The organism is Runella rosea (genome assembly GCF_003325355.1).
In the GTDB taxonomy this organism is placed as follows: Bacteria; Bacteroidota; Bacteroidia; order Cytophagales; family Spirosomataceae; genus Runella; species Runella rosea.
Genome location: NZ_CP030850.1, coordinates 2,325,734 through 2,343,737 on the forward strand (window position 1 = coordinate 2,325,734; position 18,004 = coordinate 2,343,737).

12 protein-coding genes are annotated in these 18,004 nt (G+C 46.0%); 5 read left to right on the forward strand and 7 right to left on the reverse strand.

The window, feature by feature from the left end; genetic code table 11:
- The first annotated feature begins 73 nt into the window (after positions 1-73).
- The gene (locus DR864_RS09960) at positions 74-652 is read left to right on the forward strand and encodes a Uma2 family endonuclease (RefSeq protein ID WP_114066822.1); all 579 of its coding nucleotides are present in this window, start codon (positions 74-76) and stop codon (positions 650-652) included.
- On the opposite strand, the gene DR864_RS09965 is transcribed toward DR864_RS09960, so the two are convergent.
- Positions 618-1,043, reverse strand: coding sequence for an ABA4-like family protein (locus tag DR864_RS09965; RefSeq protein WP_205319229.1), 426 nt, complete (start codon positions 1,041-1,043; stop codon positions 618-620). The genes DR864_RS09960 and DR864_RS09965 overlap by 35 nt on opposite strands.
- A 148-nt stretch (positions 1,044-1,191) precedes the next feature.
- Here DR864_RS09965 and DR864_RS09970 point away from each other — a divergent pair, with 148 nt between their 5' ends.
- A complete protein-coding gene (locus DR864_RS09970) occupies positions 1,192-1,746 on the forward strand; it encodes a cob(I)yrinic acid a,c-diamide adenosyltransferase (RefSeq protein ID WP_114070230.1) in 555 nt (184 codons plus the stop codon).
- 227 nt (positions 1,747-1,973) lie between these two features.
- Positions 1,974-3,041, forward strand: a complete 1,068-nt coding sequence (locus tag DR864_RS09975; RefSeq protein ID WP_114066823.1) for a branched-chain amino acid aminotransferase — start codon at positions 1,974-1,976, stop codon at positions 3,039-3,041.
- 130 nt (positions 3,042-3,171) lie between these two features.
- Here the strand turns inward: DR864_RS09975 and DR864_RS09980 are convergent, their stop codons facing one another.
- From DR864_RS09980 to DR864_RS10000, 5 genes are all read right to left on the reverse strand, one after another.
- Positions 3,172-3,930 carry a glycosyltransferase family 2 protein gene (locus tag DR864_RS09980; protein WP_114066824.1) on the reverse strand — a complete coding sequence of 253 codons (759 nt, stop codon included), beginning with the start codon at positions 3,928-3,930 and terminating at the stop codon, positions 3,172-3,174.
- Positions 3,931-4,048: 118 nt separating this feature from the next.
- Complete coding sequence (locus tag DR864_RS09985; RefSeq protein WP_114066825.1) at positions 4,049-5,914, reverse strand: tetratricopeptide repeat-containing sensor histidine kinase; 1,866 nt, start codon at positions 5,912-5,914, stop codon at positions 4,049-4,051.
- Positions 5,915-6,142: 228 nt separating this feature from the next.
- Positions 6,143-7,714 (reverse strand): N-acyl-D-amino-acid deacylase family protein, encoded by a 1,572-nt coding sequence (locus DR864_RS09990; protein WP_114066826.1) that lies wholly within the window; start codon positions 7,712-7,714, stop codon positions 6,143-6,145.
- 142 nt (positions 7,715-7,856) lie between these two features.
- Positions 7,857-9,674 (reverse strand): M14 family metallopeptidase, encoded by a 1,818-nt coding sequence (locus DR864_RS09995; RefSeq protein ID WP_114066827.1) that lies wholly within the window; start codon positions 9,672-9,674, stop codon positions 7,857-7,859.
- Positions 9,675-9,719: 45 nt separating this feature from the next.
- The gene (locus DR864_RS10000; protein WP_114066828.1) at positions 9,720-11,480 is read right to left on the reverse strand and encodes a M14 family metallopeptidase; all 1,761 of its coding nucleotides are present in this window, start codon (positions 11,478-11,480) and stop codon (positions 9,720-9,722) included.
- A gap of 202 nt (positions 11,481-11,682) precedes the next feature.
- Here DR864_RS10000 and DR864_RS10005 point away from each other — a divergent pair, with 202 nt between their 5' ends.
- Both DR864_RS10005 and DR864_RS10010 read left to right on the forward strand, forming a co-directional pair.
- Positions 11,683-12,657, forward strand: coding sequence for an ABC transporter ATP-binding protein (locus DR864_RS10005; RefSeq protein ID WP_114066829.1), 975 nt, complete (start codon positions 11,683-11,685; stop codon positions 12,655-12,657).
- A gap of 125 nt (positions 12,658-12,782) precedes the next feature.
- On the forward strand, positions 12,783-16,097 hold the full coding sequence (locus tag DR864_RS10010) for a S41 family peptidase (RefSeq protein ID WP_114066830.1): 3,315 nt from the start codon (positions 12,783-12,785) through the stop codon (positions 16,095-16,097).
- A 195-nt stretch (positions 16,098-16,292) separates the two neighbouring features.
- Here DR864_RS10010 and DR864_RS10015 read toward each other — a convergent pair whose 3' ends face one another.
- Positions 16,293-17,990 (reverse strand): GmrSD restriction endonuclease domain-containing protein, encoded by a 1,698-nt coding sequence (locus DR864_RS10015; RefSeq protein WP_114066831.1) that lies wholly within the window; start codon positions 17,988-17,990, stop codon positions 16,293-16,295.
- Positions 17,991-18,004: the final 14 nt, after the last annotated feature.

Here is an 18,004-nt window from a genome sequence, read left to right on the forward strand (position 1 = left end):
AAAAAGGGGGAAAATCTAATAGTTGCTCATCTAAAGAAGAAGGCGTATTTTTGAAGAAACAAAGTAAGTTGTGATGGAAACAATAGCCGTAAAAACATATACCGTCGAAGAATACTTTGCTTTCTGTGAGCAAAATACGGGGCGTTTTGAGTACGTAAACGGAGAAATTATCGAAATGTCGGGAGAATCAGTAACTGCCAATCAAATTGCGGGTAATATTCATTTTTATCTGCGTGGTCTTTTAGAAGACCAACCTTTTATTTTTGTTCAAAATGCTGTAAAACTGCAAGTAAAAGGAGGAAAAGCGTTTAGAATTCCTGATTTTTTCATTTTTCACGAAAGCGGTAATCAAAAAAAATACGCAACCGAACCAATTTTTATTGTTGAGGTATTGTCGGAAAGCAGTATTAACACGGATCGTGTAACCAAATTAGCTGAATACACGCAAATCCCAACGTTACAATATTATTTAATCATCGAACAAGAGGAATGTTTGGTAGAAGTTTTCAACCGCGAAGGAAAACGTTGGTACGTAGATTTCTACAGCGATTTGAAAGAAACCATTGATTTTCCAGCCCTAAACGTAAAATTGCCCGTATCAGTAATTTACAAAAAAATCAATTTGCCTGCCGCGTCTTCATCGTCCGAATAACCCAATACGCCAGTAATCCAATCGGTCCCAACATAAAGCAGAAAAAAAGCGGTAGTACAATCCACCCGTGCGGGATATTTTTCTCTTGGGAGTCTTTCAACACAAAGCTTCCTGCTACCAAATCAAACGCTAAATAGTGAATCCACCCAGCCAACACTGCGCCGTCGCCTCCTTTAGAAAATAAACTTTTGACCCCCTCAAACGTACTGAAGTCATTGAAATTCAACGGCCCACCGCTGAAAATAAAATATGCGTATAGGCACGCCAGCGAAACGGGAATCAGGTACGAGCGCACCAGCCACTGCGTAACGCGCCAACGCGGCGCAACAATCATCAGAAGCCATTGGGGCAATACGAGCGCATTAGCGATTTGAAAAGCAGTTTCTATCATCGTATTTTGGATTGGGGTAAACCTCTTTATTTCAATCTTCAATTTACATGTTTTAAGGAGAATTAAACCGTTTTACCCATTAGTTTGTTGGAACACTAAAAACAGGCAAGTCGAACAAAGAATGATTGACCAGCCGTACCAAAAATACATGAAAATTTATACAAAAACGGGTGACAAAGGCACCACTTCACTCGTGGGCGGGACGCGCATCAGTAAGGCAGATTTACGAATCGATACCTACGGCACGGTAGATGAGCTTAATTCCTACATCGGCTTAGTCCGCGACCAACCCGTGAATGAAGTACGCCGCGACTTTTTAAAATATATTCAGGACCGCCTCTTTACGATTGGCTCCATTTTGGCCTCCGAGCCTGACAACAAAAAACACTTTATCCCTGACCTCCACGAAGAAGACATCGTCGCATTGGAGCTTGCCATGGACGAAATGAACACCGTACTTGAGCCCATGCGCTCGTTTATTCTGCCAGGAGGGCATCCTTCGGTCTCGTTTGGGCACGTGGCCCGTACGGTGTGCCGGCGAGCCGAGCGTTTGGTCATTGCACTCAATGAATCTGAACCCGTTGAAGCCGAGGTGATTCGGTACTTAAACCGTCTTTCTGATTATTTATTTGTGCTTTCACGAAAAATGGCACAGGAATTGGGAATAGAAGAAATAAAATGGGCGGGCCGTAAATCCTCGTAAGGGCAGACGCAACGGTACAAAAGGGCAGATGCAAGGCCTGCCCCTACGAGCCCAATTCATTTTTTTGATAACTAAACTGATATTTTCTTGTCTTTTCGCCGAAAAATAAAAATATTTGCATTGACAACTAATTTTGACCTTTTGGCACACTAAGTGCTGATACAGAACAGTTGATACTTAGAAATCAGATACAATAATTGCTTACATACAGTAAAACCACCAACACAATGACAACGGACACATTGGCCATGGAAATCAAACGCGTAGAAGCTTCGCGTATCCATGAAGTAGATTTCGACAATTTGGTATTTGGTCGCCATTATTCAGACCACATGTTTGTCGCCGATTATATTAACGGTGAATGGACCAACCTTCAAATTGTCCCCTATGCCAACCTCAGCCTCAGCCCCGCCACTGCCGCTCTCCACTACGGACAAGCAATTTTTGAAGGAATGAAAGCCTACAAAAACGAAGCAGGTGAGCCACTGATGTTCCGTCCGTTGGACAACTGGGCGCGTTTTAACAAGTCGGCCACGCGTATGTGCATGCCAGAAGTCCCCGAAGAAATTTTCATGGGCGGCCTCACCGAATTGCTCCGTACAGATGCGGCTTGGATTCCTACTGCCCCAGATACTTCGCTTTATATTCGTCCGTATATGTTTTCTACCGATGCCTATATTGGTGTAAGACCTTCAGATACCTACAAGTTTATCATTTTTACCAGCCCAGTAGGAAAATACTACTCAAAACCTCCACGCGTGAAAGTGGAGCAGCACTACATCCGCGCGGCCGAAGGTGGCGTAGGTTTTGCCAAATGTGCGGGTAATTATGGCGGCTCGTTGTATCCTGCCAAATTGGCCCAACAACAAGGCTACGACCAAATTATCTGGACGGACGCCCGCGACCACGAGTATGTAGAAGAATCAGGAACGATGAACGTGATGTTTTTCATGGATGGCAAACTCATTACGCCTGCTACTTCCGATACCATCCTCAACGGTGTGACCCGCAAAAGCATCGTAGATATTGCCCGTCATTGGGGAGTACCTGTAGAAGAACGTAAAGTAGCCGTGAAAGAAATCATAGATGCGCTTAAAGAAGGCCGTTTAGAGGCGGCTTTTGGGGCAGGAACTGCCGTGGTGGTGTCGCCGTTTGGCGTAATCGGCTTTGAAGGAACCGACTACGAACTTCCTGCCGTGACCGAAGATTCATTTGTTGCGCGCGTTAAAAACTTTTTAACCGACCTCCGTACTGGAAAAACAGAAGACCCTTTTGGATGGGTAGTGAAAGCATAAATTCATAATTTCTCCTATCTTATTTAGGCGTCAGACGGACTGGGCGTCCCCGTTCAAACCGTCTGATGCTTTTTTTATGCTGTCCTATAATTCAAAACACCTAAGAATTAGGCGAAGGCGAGCCCCGCTCCTACCTTAGCTTTTGGTACTTCAAATACGTGTAACGGGCGTTTTCTTTGGCAATAAACCAACCATAATATCCATCTAAAAAGCCAAATTTGAAGATATATTCTACCAAGAAACGAAACGCTGGACTGAGGTAGACTTTAATAAAAGAAGCTTTTTTGCCTATTTTTCGCCCTTTTTCGGCAAAAAGTGTACTGTATCGGTCGGTTTTGGCGACAAATTGTTCGGGTGTATCAACGGTATAGTGATGTACGTACCCCGTTAGTTTTTTAATGATATGCTCTGGTTTGAGCGTCAAGCCTTCATGGACCGCGTCAGTATTCCACTGAATCTTTTTTCTGTTAAAAATTCGGATGTGTGATTCTGGATTCCAACCACCAAAGCGAATCAACTTCCCCGCAAAAACCGTTCTGAAAGGCAAATCATAGGCATCTGCCTCTGGGGCGGGAGTGAAGGCCTGTTTTATGCTTTCGATTAACTCCGGGCTTACTACTTCGTCATCGTCTACAGATAAAATCCAATCGTGTTTTGCCCACTGATTTCCAAAGTTTTTCTGCTCAGAATACCCAGTCCAAGGTCGTTCGAGCACATTAGCTCCCGCCGCCCGAGCTACTTTTCGGGTAAGGTCAGTGCTGCCAGAATCCACAACTACAATATCATCGGTGAGGGCTTTAAGGGCTTCAATCGTTTTAGCGATTTTCTTTTCTTGGTTAACGGTAATAATAACGGCCGAAAGCGAGGTCATGGCGTATTTTTTATACATTTCTAAAGCGCAACCTACTGTTTTCTCCTCAATGCAACAAATAATAACTCGTTCTGTCCAAAGGTTCTTCGCAGGGAAACGTACATCGAGGCGCTTTTTCTAGTCCCTTTTGTGAGTTCTATCCCACTTCAACAAACGTTCTTTCAGTAAATACCAAAGGAGTAGCGAGGGGTAAAGTGAGTTCGATGATTGTGCCCTGATTGGGTGCTGATTGCACCACCATGCTACCGTCAAGTTCTTCCACCCGTTTTTCCATGTTAAAAAGCCCATTGCCGCTGCCTTTCACAGCTTCTTTGTCAAAGCCTATCCCGTCATCCTTAATCTCAAGATGAAGTTGCTGGTTTTTTCTGCAAATCTTTATCCAAACATTCCCTGCCTGCGCATATTTGGCGGCATTGTTGATGGCTTCTTTAAAAATAAGGTAAAAATTATACTGTTGATTGGACGGAAGCTTATAGCCTTTTAATTCTTCTGAAATACAAAAATCGTAGTGAATGTGCTTTGGTTCAAGCATTTCTGACGCAAAAATTTTCATCTTGGTGGTGATACTTTCCAGGCTATCATTCATGGGGCGAGTGGTCCAGATGATGTCCCGAATCGTACTCACGGTTCGTTGCGAGTTAATGCTTATCAAGTCCAACAGTTCTTTTAGCTGTTCATCTTTGTCCTTCAGTTGGCGTTTGGCCGCTTGACTCAACATCGCTACTCCACTCAGCGTTGCGCCCAAATCATCGTGTAAATCGCGCGCAATTTGACTCCTAATTCGGTCGGACAACTGCATTTGACGAATGGTTTCCGCTTGTGCTTTTTGGGCATCGCGAATTTGTTTCAGCCGGTTTCTATAAAATGCATAACTCAAAACCCCCATCAACATTACAATAACCGACGCCAACGAAATAATCCAATAGGTTTGGCTCTTCAATTCTGCTTCTTGCGAGGCCTTGATTTGTTTGAGGCGCTGATTTTCTTTGTCTTTCTCGAAGGCAGTATATTTCAATTCAACCAGTTCGGCACGAACCACATTCTTTTTCCGTTCAATCGAGTCGCTCAGTGTTTTGTACTCCTGAAAATAGCCCAACGCCTCTTTATAGTCGCCTTTCATTTCTTCTAACTCCGCCATTTCTCGATTGATATGTGCGATTTCTACAATGGACCCAAACTGGTTAGCCGCGTCGAGGGCTTTTTGAAAATACACTTTGGCGCTGTCGAGTTTCTGTTGAAGCCTGAACGTCTTCGCAGATTCTTCATAACACTGAATTTGGAGTAGTTTTTCGCCGTATTGTTGACTTTGCTGCGTAGCCTTCCTCATGTACCAAAGCGCCGTAGAAAACTCCCGACGGTCGTTGTAATTTCGGGCAATGCCCAATAAAACCTGCGGCAATATCTGGTAATTTTGGTCGGCTTGCTCCGCCAATTTTAGGCCTTGTTCTAAGTACTTCAACGATTCTTCGTAGCGGCCCATTCGACGATATAAGTCGCCGATTTGCTCGTGATTAACCGCCATTCCCCGTATTTCATTCTTTTTTTTATTCAACTCCAAAGCGCGAAAAGTATAATCTAACGCCTTATCAAGTTGATTCATGCTTTTGTAATTTTCGGCAATATTGTTCAGGCAAATCGCTTTACCACGCTCCCACCCCGTCTGTTCAAAAATCTTCAACGCCGTAAGATAGTATTCCTGCCCTTTGGCATAATTCCCTTCCAACGACTCCAGAATGGCGTAATTGATAAAACTTTGGCCGATATTGGTGTTGTTATTGAGTTTTTTGGCAAGCTGATTGGCTTCATTGGCGTAGCGCCACGCGGTAGTTTGGTCAATTTCAGAAAGGCGATAGGCCAACCGATGGAGTGTCACGACACGCGCGCTGTCTTGGACGGGATGCGTAGCCAGCCAATGCCGCAGACTGTCGACTATCCGGTTTTGGGCCGTCAATCCAATGCTTACCGTGTAAAACAAAGCAATAAAAGCCAATCTAATTTTCATAAGCGATAACGGGCAGCCATAATTATAGAACGAATTTGCTAATTTTCTTATATCTTACCTACACCAATTTAGTTAATGGTAATTGTATCAAGATACAATATTTATCTGACTTACTAGCAAAATACCGAATACATACCAGATTTGCGCCTCTAGCCTGTATGAGAAGCAATTAAAGCCTCAGCATTATGAAAAAAATGTAGGGTTCGACAAAGAAAATAGGGCAGAAACCTACTCCCCTTTCCGCAATACCTTTCCAGCCCGTCGCCCCGTATGTTTTTCATTTTCTACAACCAATTCCCCGTTGACGATGACGTACTTCATCCCGCGTGAATATTGATGGGGACGGTCGTAGGTAGAAACATCAATGATGGTGTTTTCATCAAATACGAGTACATCGGCCACACGGCCAGATTGAAGCAGGCCTCGCTCTGCCAGCTTGAATTTTTGGGCGGGCAATGAAGTCATGCGGCGAATGGCTTCTTCCAAGGGGATGATTTTTTTTTGACGTACGTAGTAACCCAACACGCGGGCGTTGGTGCCGTAGCCGCGCGGGTGAGGCACACCAAAGTTATACACCCGAATGGAGGCATCGGAGGCAAACATATTTTGCGGATACCGCATGATGTTTTCGACGTCCCAATCGCCCATGCCGTGAAATACCATACTAGCCCCACCTTTGACGGCCATTTCCATGATGGTCTCGGCTTCAACGGTTGCTTTGTGTTTACGCCCTTTCAACAGGTTTATTTCTTCAATATTTTTACCATTGAGCGTGGTATCGGCGTCATAATAAGCCACTACGGCATAGGTAAAGTGATTTTGCTTACGACGTTTGAGCGTTGCCACCATTTCTTTCACCATACGCTTACGCGTGGCAGGATCGTTGACGCGTGCTTTGATGGAATCCAGGCCACCTGCCAACGCCCAACTTGGCAATAATGTATTTAGCCCAGTGCTGCTAGCCGTGTAAGGGTATTGGTCAATGGTGACGTCGATGCCTTCACGTCGGGCGTTTTCGACAGCCGCAATGGTCTCTTTGGAGCGTCCCCAGTTGTTTTGGCCGCTTACTTTAAAGTGCGAAATCTGAACAGGAATAGCAGCCTGTCGCCCGATATTGACGGCCTCTTCGATGGCGGTCAGGACTTCATCGCCTTCATAACGAATGTGCGAAGCATACACGCCGCCGTAGCGAGCCGCCACTTTGGCCAATCCCACCACTTCTTCGGTATTGGAATAGGTACCGGGTACGTAAATCAGCCCCGTAGCCAGACCATAGGCACCGTCTTTCATAGCTTTTTCAACGATGGCTTCCATACGCTGTTGCTCCTCAGGGGTTGCAAACCGATTCGCCGTGCCCATCACCGCTTTCCGAACGTCATTGTGGCCAATCAACGACGCGACGTTAACCGATGTTTTGACACTGTCTAGTTGCTTAAAATACAAGCCTAAGTCTACATTTGACAAACCGCAATTTCCCGTTACCACAGTGGTGACGCCATCATAAATGAAATTGTCGGCTGTAGGAAGTCGAAATTCATCTTCTTCAATGTGGGTGTGTACATCAATAAACCCCGGGCTAACAATCAGCCCTTTGGCATCCAATATTTTCTTGGCGGTGGCATTCGGCCATTGGCCAACGCGCGCAATCTTGCCATTTTTGATGGCTACATCGCCGTAAAACCAAGCATTTCCAGTTCCATCTACGATTTTACCCCCGCGTATGAGTACATCATATTCTTGGGCAAAAGATGCCGTTGTTGTGAAGAAAACAAACGTGATGAGTGTAAAGAAAGGCTTCATAAAGTGGGGTTAATATTAGGTTAAACGAAGAACGTAAAAAAACGGCGCAAAAAAAATTGGTCGGCCTTTCGACCAACCAATTTATCATTTGTAGTAATGCAATTCTTGTAGGGGCAGGCCTTGCGTCTGCCCCTACGGTACTTTACAGGGTTTTGGAAACAATGCCTCCTTTGCGGCTGTCTACCTCAACGGTCCATTTGTCGGCTTTGCCCTTCACGATCCAGCGTACTTTCACGGAATTTCCGCCGCCCCCGAAACCGCCAAAACCGCCGCCTCCACCACCGCCACCAGATACGGTACCAGCAATGTTAGCTATTTCAATCGTTTGCGGGTTGTACTTTTGTTCTCTGGTAATTCCCAGATCTTCATTTTCGACGATCATCCCTGCCAATACCTGTACATTTTTGAGCGTGATGTAATCGGGACGTTCGATTTTAAAGCGTAAATCATGCGCGGAGTGCGTCGGAATAGCGCGTTGGTTTTGCACCACCGCTGTTACTTCCGTCAGGCCATTGGCCAAGGCTTTAGTTTTAATATCAATGATTTCCAACTTAGGCATGTGGTAGGCATGAAGCATGGTAAAGGCCATGTTACGGTGTCCTTCTTCTTCCAACAAAAAGCCCGGCGTGTTACGAATGTAGTTACGTTTGGTTCCACCGATTTCAATATCGCCGTATTGTGGGTGTTTGATGGGTTTCCATTTTACGTAGCCGTCACCCAACAATAAAAACTTATCAAACTCCTCAAACTCACTGTTTTGGTTGCGGTTTTCGGTAGAGTTTTTGTTGAACATCCGCCAAGATGTGTTGATTTCGTTGGAGAACATAAACACGCCGCGCCCCAGTCCAATCCAGTCAATTTCGCCACCATACACGGTATAAAGGTCTTTCCAAAGCACGTAGTACTTATACCCCGGAATCATTTTCTCACCCGTTTTCCCGATTACATCATACACGGCAATATCGGCTTGCGGTACGTACATGGCATCTTCTTCCGCCCCCGGAGGACGCAAAAACATCCCGCCGAAGTTGTGGTAACTTTGGGCACCTGCAATATTGGGATGTGAGTAAAAGAATTTTTTCACGTTTTTTGTTTCGGGCAATGTTCCCGGATAAAAAAGCGCTCCACCCTGAATATAATCAGGCTGCCAGCCCCAACCCCAGTCGCGGTTAGGGTCGTATGCGCCAGGATTATCTTCATTAACACGTCCGTCACCATCATTGTCAATCCCCTCAAAACCAAGCATTTCGTACTCTCCTTGCTCATCTGGCTTTGCCAAAATCATACGACCTGGAAAATCAGGATCTACTTTATACCGCCCCGTTGGAGATTTACGACGCATGGTCACGATGTTGCCATCACCATCCAAATCATCGTAAGAATCTTCATCCACCAAACCATCGCCGTCGTCGTCGAGCGGCATCATTCCTGAGCGCGATGAGCTGGTGGTGTTTGATTTGTAGATAAAATTTTCATGCGCATCGGGGTTAAGTGACGGCAATATGTAGAACGTACGACCTTTCAACATATCGGTCACAAAATCCATTTTTCCGAAACTTTCGGCCAAGTACCAAGCCGTGTACATGGCAAACTGTGTTCCCTGCAACTCATTGGCGTGAATGTTTCCGTCGATCCAGAAAGCAGGCTTACTTTCGGGTTTTCCGCTTTTAAAATCCGTAACGGTAATGACGTACATGTCACGCCCCTGAAACGATTTTCCAATGGATTCGTATTTGACCAAATCGGGGTACGCTTTGGCCAATTCTTGCATTAGTTTGTTGAACCCAGCGTAGTCCATGTAATAATTCCAACCCCATTTAACTTTAGGATTGGCGGGGGTTCCAATCGCCCGCATACCGTTCAGGTCGGGGTCAGTTTGGGGTGCGGTTTGTGCAAAAGCGTTGACCGCTAAAGTGCAGCAAACGAGTGCATATATGAATGAGTGAATGTATTTTTTCATTGTTTTTACAATTAACGGATAACAAATAACGATTAACAGAAAGGCCTACTTCAACGTCACATCTGCTGACTTTACCCCTGCCGTAGGACATCCCGTTTCAATGGTCAATTTACCAGTTCCCGACACCAACCACGTGTATTCTTCCGACTCATCAGAAGCAAGCGCAGCACGCAGGTTCAGGCGTTTACCCGACACAATGGCCTGTCCAGCCCCCAATTTAAGTTCGGTTTTTACTTTCTGAACAAAGCGAACACGGTCGCCGATTTCGGCGTAGGTTGGCATCAATCCTTTATTGATAACGGTTGCCGTGATACGCGTCAAGCCGTTACCTAGGGATTCCGTTTTTACATTTACCAATTGAATTTCAGGCATCTGCGCCCCCAATCCGGTCAGGAATTTCACATGCTTATCGGCAGCAGCGGTCAAATAAGAAACTGGTGGGTTCAATTTAGAGAAAGGAACAATCCCGCCTACTTCCACTTTTTGGCCGGGGAAATCAGGGTGTTGAATGGTTTTCCAATCCACGTACACACCCGTCAATTTTTCTTTGTCTGCCCACTTCAGAAAACGGGCATCATCTTCACTTGCATTGGCCGTGCTTGTTGCTGCGGCAGCAGCACCACCACCGCCCATGCGTCCACCACCGCCAGCAGGGCCGCCTGTGGCAGCAGGTGCAGTTGGCGAGGGAGTAGTTGGAGCCGTTGCTGCGGCTCTTCTGGTCGTATCTCTGGGGGCTTCTACTTTAGGAGTCCACCAGCCCGGTGTCGTAAAGCTATAACGACCCGCGTGGTAATAGGCCGTTTGGGAGAAATTTCCGCGTGTTTGCGGCATGGTCGGTGCGTCTTTCAAAGCCGTACGACCATTGTATAATTTTGACACCTGCTCCATCGCTTTGGCATCTTTGGCAAGTGGTCCAGTCAAAATCCGACGAGCCACTTTTGCCGCATCAAAACGCGGTGCTTCGCTCAAGTTGTTGTTGGGGCCAAAGGTAAGAACCGCAAAAATATTGGGGGCACGATACAGGAAATCCAGTAAAGCGCGCACTTCTGGCTCAGAAGCGGCGTGTTCGCCCGAACCAGTTGTAAATATCTGATAATCAAACGTAAAGTTCTTCTCTGGGTTTACACCACCAGCGCCATCCTCGTTGTATACCCCATCTTTATCGTTATCAATGCCTTCCGTATAAACCAAATATTTACCGCTTTCCCCCTTGGAAGGGTCAGCTTTGACCAGAATCCGCGGGTCTTCTTTGCTCGCTACGTAGGTTCCAGCCGCATCTTCTACGCGAATCCACGACACAACGCCATCGCCGTTGAGGTCCTCAAATGGATCTTCATCAACACGACCATCGCGGTCGTCGTCAGTTTTGGAGTCATTTGTTGTACGTTCGTACTTGAGTTTAGCCGAAAACTGCTCCTGTGCGTCGGGGTTCATGCTGGGCAGAAAATAAAAGGTTTTGGTTTCCAACAGCTTAGCCACACTGTCAGCATTGGCTGCTCCGAGCATTTTTTCGGCCGTTTGGATGGCCAATTCACTACCTGCCAAGTGGGTACCGTCCAGCCCAGCAACGATAAGAATGGCTGGTTTTTTGGTGGCATCCCCTTTCCCTAAAGTAAGAAGCCAAAGGTCGCGACCGCCGGCACTTTTACCGATGGAACTCACCGAAGCCAATGCGTTGAACTTTGTCGAGAGGTTTTTAAGTCTGCCGGAGAGTTGTGCGTGGCTATTGTACGTTGTTTGCGCTTCCAAAGTCTGCGCAACACACGCCAATGCCAGTACCCCTCCATAGAGTAATTGACGAATCATAAAGTTTGGTTTTTAGTGTTTAGTCTGATGCAGGAAAACAGGCGTAGAAAGTCACAGATAGTATTCACCGTGCTTTTTATCATTCCCCTTACACACCATTGACAAGGCAAGTTAGCTAAGAAACTTTATACCCAATAGTTTGTTGTACTTTTGAGCGATAAAAACCGAAATTTCAGAGAGGTAACCGATAGTTTTGCGAACAATGTCTTTTTTTAAACTCAATTCCGTTTCAAAAATATACCAACAACAATGGGTCGTCAAAGAAGTTAGCTTTACGCTTTCTGAAGGTGAAATCTTTGGTTTACTGGGCGAAAGCGGCTCTGGCAAAAGTACCTTACTCCGCATTGCGGCGGGATTATTGGACCCCGACGCAGGAGACGTTTGGCTTCAGGGACAAAAATTGCGCCTTGCCAGCGACCAGCTCATTCCAGGCCATCCCGACATCAAAATTGTTCATCAAGATTATAACCTTTCGGCACCGTTGACGGTCCGAGAGAACATAAATTACGCGTTGCGGTACTACGAAAAAACCTACCGCGACGAACGGGTGGACGAGTTACTCCAGCTTTGTCAACTGGAATCCGTGGCCGAACATCCCGCCAAATCACTCTCTGGCGGCGAAAAACAGCGCACCGCCATTGCCCGTGCTCTGGCCGAAGAAGCCAAAGTATTGCTGTTGGATGAGCCTTTTGCCCATTTGGATCTCCCCAACCGCCGCCGCCTCACCGAAACCATTCGAGAGTTGGCCGAACAAACGGGCATTGCCTGCATTTTTGTCACACACGATGCCAACGATGCCCTCAGCCTCTCTACGCGCATGGGCATTTTACAACACGGAAATTTGATTCAGCTCGGTACGCCAGAAATTATTTATCATTCACCCGCTGATGCCTACGTGGCCGAACTGACGGGAGAGATAAATCTGTTGGGCGCTGATTTTTTAAAAAACGATGTCCATTCCCGTCTCCCCGATGGCCGCATCGCCGTTCGGCCCGAAAAACTCACGCTCTCCTTTTCGCCCACCATTTATGGGGTAGAAAGTGTGGTAAAACGCGTTGTATTTGAAGGTAGTCACTACAAAATATACCTTCAAGCCGGGCACCAACTGCTCAAAGTCTATCATCATGAAGTGGTGCCTTTAGGTAAATCAGTCTTTGTTGATTTCCGTACTTTCTAAAATCGAAGAATGATAAGGTAGAATACAAGAAAGTAGAGATAAATCGCCTGCGTACAATGGGGAAATAGATTTGGGGAGCATTACAAATATGCGTAATTTCCCGCACAACTAAATGACCCTTCATCATGCGATTTCTACCCTTTCTAGCGTTGTTAGCTGGTTTTTGGGGCAACGGTAGCCACACCTCCGCGCAAGGCACTCGTCTGCTGCGCCAACCGACCGTCAGCGACCGCGCCATTGTCTTTGTGTATGCCGACGACCTTTGGCTCGTTGACCGCGACGGCGGCAATGCCCAACGCCTCACCACCCACGAAGGCACCGAATCTCTCCCTCATTTTTCGCCCGACGGCAGCCTAATTGCTTTTTCGGCTCAGTACGCGGGCAATACCGATGTGTACGTTATTCCTGCCAGTGGCGGCGAACCCAAACGCCTCACGTGGCATCCAGGAGAAGACGCCGTGCAGGGCTGGACGCCCGACGGGCAAAGTGTCGTTTTTCGTTCGGGGCGCAGTGGCTATCCAACCGCCATCGCTAAGTTTTTCAAAGTCAACATCAAGGGCGGATTTCAGGAAGAACTGCCCATTCCACAAGCCCACGCGGGAGAGATTTCAGCCGATGGCCAAATGGCGGCCTACCAAACCATCGGCTTTTGGGACCCCGAATGGCGTAATTATCGCGGCGGACAGGCCCAACCCATCTGGATTGTGGACTTAAAAACCCTTACGCTTAAAACTACTCCCCAAACCGACCGCGAGCGCCATACCGACCCCGTTTGGTACAAAGACATGGTCTATTTTCTCTCTGAGCGCGATTATGCCAACAATATTTGGTCGTTCAACCCCAAAACCAATGAGCTGAAGCAGGTCACCTTTCACAAAGATTTTGACGTAAAAAGTCTGGATGCTTCCAATGACCGCATCCTGTATGAACAGGGAGGCTACCTCCACCTACTCGACCCGCAAACTGGACAAGCCAAACAATTGATAATCAACGTACAGGGAGATTTTACGTGGGCATTGCCGCGTTGGCAAGATGTGCGCCCGTCGGCCCTGTTGAATGCGTCCCTTTCTCCCACGGGCAAACGGGCTTTGTTTGAATACCGAGGCGATATTTTTACCGTTCCCAAAGAAAACGGCGATTGGCGCAACATCAGCCACAGCCCCGGCGCCGCCGACCGCTCGCCCGTGTGGTCGCCCAATGGTCAGAAGATTGCTTGGTTTTCGGATGCCAGCGGTGAATATCAGTTGATGATTTCGGATCAAGAAGGACTCGAAAAACCGCGCGCAGTGGCCTTGCCCACTCCCACATTTTACTTTAAACCCCAGTGGTCGCCCGACAGCAAATACATTTCGTATACCGACACGGATTATAATTTATGGGTTATTGAAATTGACGGCGGCCAACCCAAAAAGATTGATACCGAGCGTTTCGCGCACCCAAATCGCAGTCTGAACCCCGTTTGGTCACCAGATAGCAAATGGATTGCCTACGCCCGTATTTTGGACAATCAGCACAAAGCCATCAAAGTCTATAACCTTGAAACGGGCCAAACGCATCAATTGACCGACGGCATGTCAGACGCCATTTCGCCCGTGTGGGATGCCAGCGGAAAGTATTTGTATTTTTTAGCAAGTACTAATTTTGCGCTAAACACGGGCTGGCTCGACATGAGTTCATACCAAATGCCCGTTACCCGTGGTGTATACATGATTGTTTTGGCAAAAGGCGACCCCTCTCCTTTTCTGCCCAAAAGTGACGAAGAAATCGTAGAAAAAATCGAAAAGAAAGAAGAGCCTCCCACCGACGACAAGTCCAAGAAAACGGATAAAAAAGGCAAAGAAGCGCCCAAAAAGGACGAAAAAACAGAGCCCAAAAAAGGAATTGTGGTAAAAATAGATTTGGACGGCCTTGACCAACGCATTCTGGCATTGCCCAAAGTTGCGGTAAAAGATTATGACCAGATCATTGAAGGCCCAGAAGGTTCTCTGTTTTTTACCGAAAATATCCCCGACCAGCCTGGCTTTATTCTCCATAAATATACCCTCAAAGACCAGAAAAACGAAGATTTTTTGAAGGGCATTCAATACGCCGTTACCGCGCACGACCGCAAGAATTTGCTGTATCGCAGCGAAGGTTCATGGGGCATTATAGCCACCGCCAATCCCCCTAAACCGGGCGATGGAAAGCTGAACATGGCAGGCATGAAAATTCAGATTGACCCTAAAGCCGAATATAAGCAAATCTTCCGCGAAGGCTGGCGCTATCAGCGGGACTTCCTGTACGTAAACAACACCCACGGCGCTCCTTGGAACGATGTGTATCAATGGTATTCCCCTTGGATTGACCACGTTCGCCACCGCACCGATCTCAATTACGTAGTCGATATTTTGGGCGGAGAAATTGCCGTAGGGCACTCCTATACCTCAGGTGGCGATTTTCCTACCTTGGACAACAACAATCCTGCGGGACTTTTGGGCGCAGATTTTAGCATTGAAAACGGATTGTATCGCCTAAAAACCATTTTTACGGGCGAAAACTGGAACCCTGAATTACGCGCTCCGCTCTCCGGCCCGGGCATCGACGTCAAAGAAGGTGATTATCTGTTGGAAATCAACGGCGTGCCCCTTACGGCAGAGATGGATATTTATGGTTTATTGGAAGGAACGGCCAATCGTCAAATCAAAATTCGTGTAGGTGCTACGACCTACTTAAAAACTGCTAAATTGATTACGGTCGTACCCATTGCCAATGAAGCACAGCTCCGCACTCGCGCGTGGGTAGAAGGCAATCGTCGCAAGGTATCCGAACTTTCCAACGGCCAGTTGGCCTACGTATGGATTCCCAATACGGGCAATGGTGGCTACGAGTATTTTAACCGTTATTATTTTGCCCAACAGGATAAAAAGGGGGCAGTGATTGACGAGCGTAACAACGGCGGCGGTTCAGCAGCAGACTATATTGTGGATGTTTTGGCCCGAAAATTACAAGGATATTTCAACAGTCGCGCCAATGACCATAAGCCATTCACCACGCCAATGGCAGGACTTTGGGGCCCTAAAGTAATGATTATCAATGAGCGCGCTGGCTCTGGGGGTGATTTGATGCCGTTCTTGTTCCGCCAAGCCAAAGTCGGTCCGTTGGTAGGCACCCGTACCTGGGGAGGGTTGGTCGGAACATGGGACACCCCGCCCTTTATCGACGGTGGTCGCATGGTAGCGCCTCGCGGTGGTTTTTATGATGTGGACGGAAAATGGTCGGTAGAAGGAGAAGGCATTGCGCCCGATGTGGAGGTTCACCAAGACCCCGCCAAAGTAGCCAAGGGAGAAGACCCGCAACTGGAAAAATCGGTACAGGTAGCGTTGGAATTGTTGAAGACGCAAGGCGTAACGCTCAAACCAGAGCCAGAAGCACCTATTCGATATAAAAGACCACAGAAGTAGATAATAACGTTGGAGAGGACTGGGTCGCACCGGCGGACTGGTCTGCCGTTTAAATCCTCGCCAACGTTGAATTTATACAGACATCTTATCAACCAAGTCCCGCACAATTTCCTGGAAAAATTTATTTAAAGAGTTTAATATCAGTTATTTATTGGCAAAAATTTATACTATCAAACCTTTTTTGTGTGGTCATTTTTAGTTTTCTTCGTTATATTCTTCCTCTGTCTGTTGTTCTTCTTCCCCAGTAGCGACTTCGCTTACAATTCTTTTTTTCAACTCTGAACTTACAATGATTGCACGTGCATTGAAAAACATTTCATAGTCATTTTGTTCGACACCAAAATCCTGAAAATCACTAATGAAGTGTGTTAGCAGAGTTTCTGCGAGTCTATTGTTATTATTGCCTATTTCTTTCATGTATCTGGCAGGTGCTTTATCTCTAATGATACGCTTATTCAGGAAGTCATCTACAATCGTGATATTCAGAATATGATTATATCTCCAGTAATCCATTGTAGGATATTCTCGCCTCATAAAAGCAATCGGAAAGAAATGATGATAATTTTTACTCGTAGATTTTTTCAGCCAACTGTTATCTATCAAAACATCAAAATGGTTATGGAATGATTTAGGCTTTTGCATAGCATATAAACATAATATGCCTTTTATGAAGCTTCGACTCGTACCAAACCATCCATTTCTCTTTAGTTCTTCGGGAGAAATATTAATACTCCATTCATAGTACGGTAGTTTGTTATCCAAAATTTTATCAATTTTTTGTATATCATTGGCAAGCTTATTTTCAACGCCCGAAGAATACCTGCTGCCCAATGCACAACGCCAAAAGAAGTCTTCCAATCGCCTTTGCATTTCGCCTACCGGTACATCAGGATGTTTATAGAAACAATAGCTAAAAGGCACAACAAGAGCATTATACGGCAATAATTCGGATACGGGTATGCCAAAGGTTCGGAAATAATCTACGCTTGCTTTTATGGCTTTTACAGCACTTTCCCAGATAGATATAAAGGCTTCTTTTTCCAGTTCCAATATCTGTTTGCGAGTGCATCCCCCCACCAATAATATAGATACAACTTGAAGGATGGTTGATGGTGATATTGTATCGTATTTAGAATGTTTTAACTCCTCAATTAGCTTTTGATAACTGTCCAGTAAATCAAAACTATTTTCATTGTTAGTTTCATTTTCTATTGCCTGAAATACCTTTGGAGCTTTATAGGTCTTTGCTACCATAATCTCAAAAAGAGATAAGGTTTTACCGCCTACGTTCAAGCGTGTGAACACATCCGTTGCCACATCAATTTTGGCATCGTTTAGATAGGTAATATTAAAATTCCATCCTCTGATGTTGTTCTGAAACTTTAACAGACTTTCATGATATTCGGTCGGGAATGAACCAAGTAAAGCAAAACTCCCATTGATTAAATCGGTAACTCGAATGTAGCTTTTTTCAGGTAGTCCATTGGTTTCGGTAATGACTATATCGTCATCTTCGCCTGCCATTAAGTTAATATAAATTTCAGAGAAATTATCTACTTTTCCTCTTTCTCTTTCAATTTTTGCCCCCGTAATGGCCGCAAAAAATGACGTGATGCGCTGTTGGCCGTCCAGAATATAGTACACAGACTCTCCATTGCGCTGCTCGGGGAAGGATAAATTACCAATACTCCTGACCGATCTCAGTTCTTCCTGCGTCTGCCATAAAATAAATGTTCCAATAGGATACCCTTTGAGCATACTGTCGACCAATTTGGCCGATGCTTTCAGTTCCCAAACAAAGTTTCGTTGGAAGTGTGGGATTCTTACCCTGCCTGATTCGATACGACTGATAAAATCTGAGTATTTTTCGGATACGTGTGTTACTGATGCCATTATTTACTGTTTTT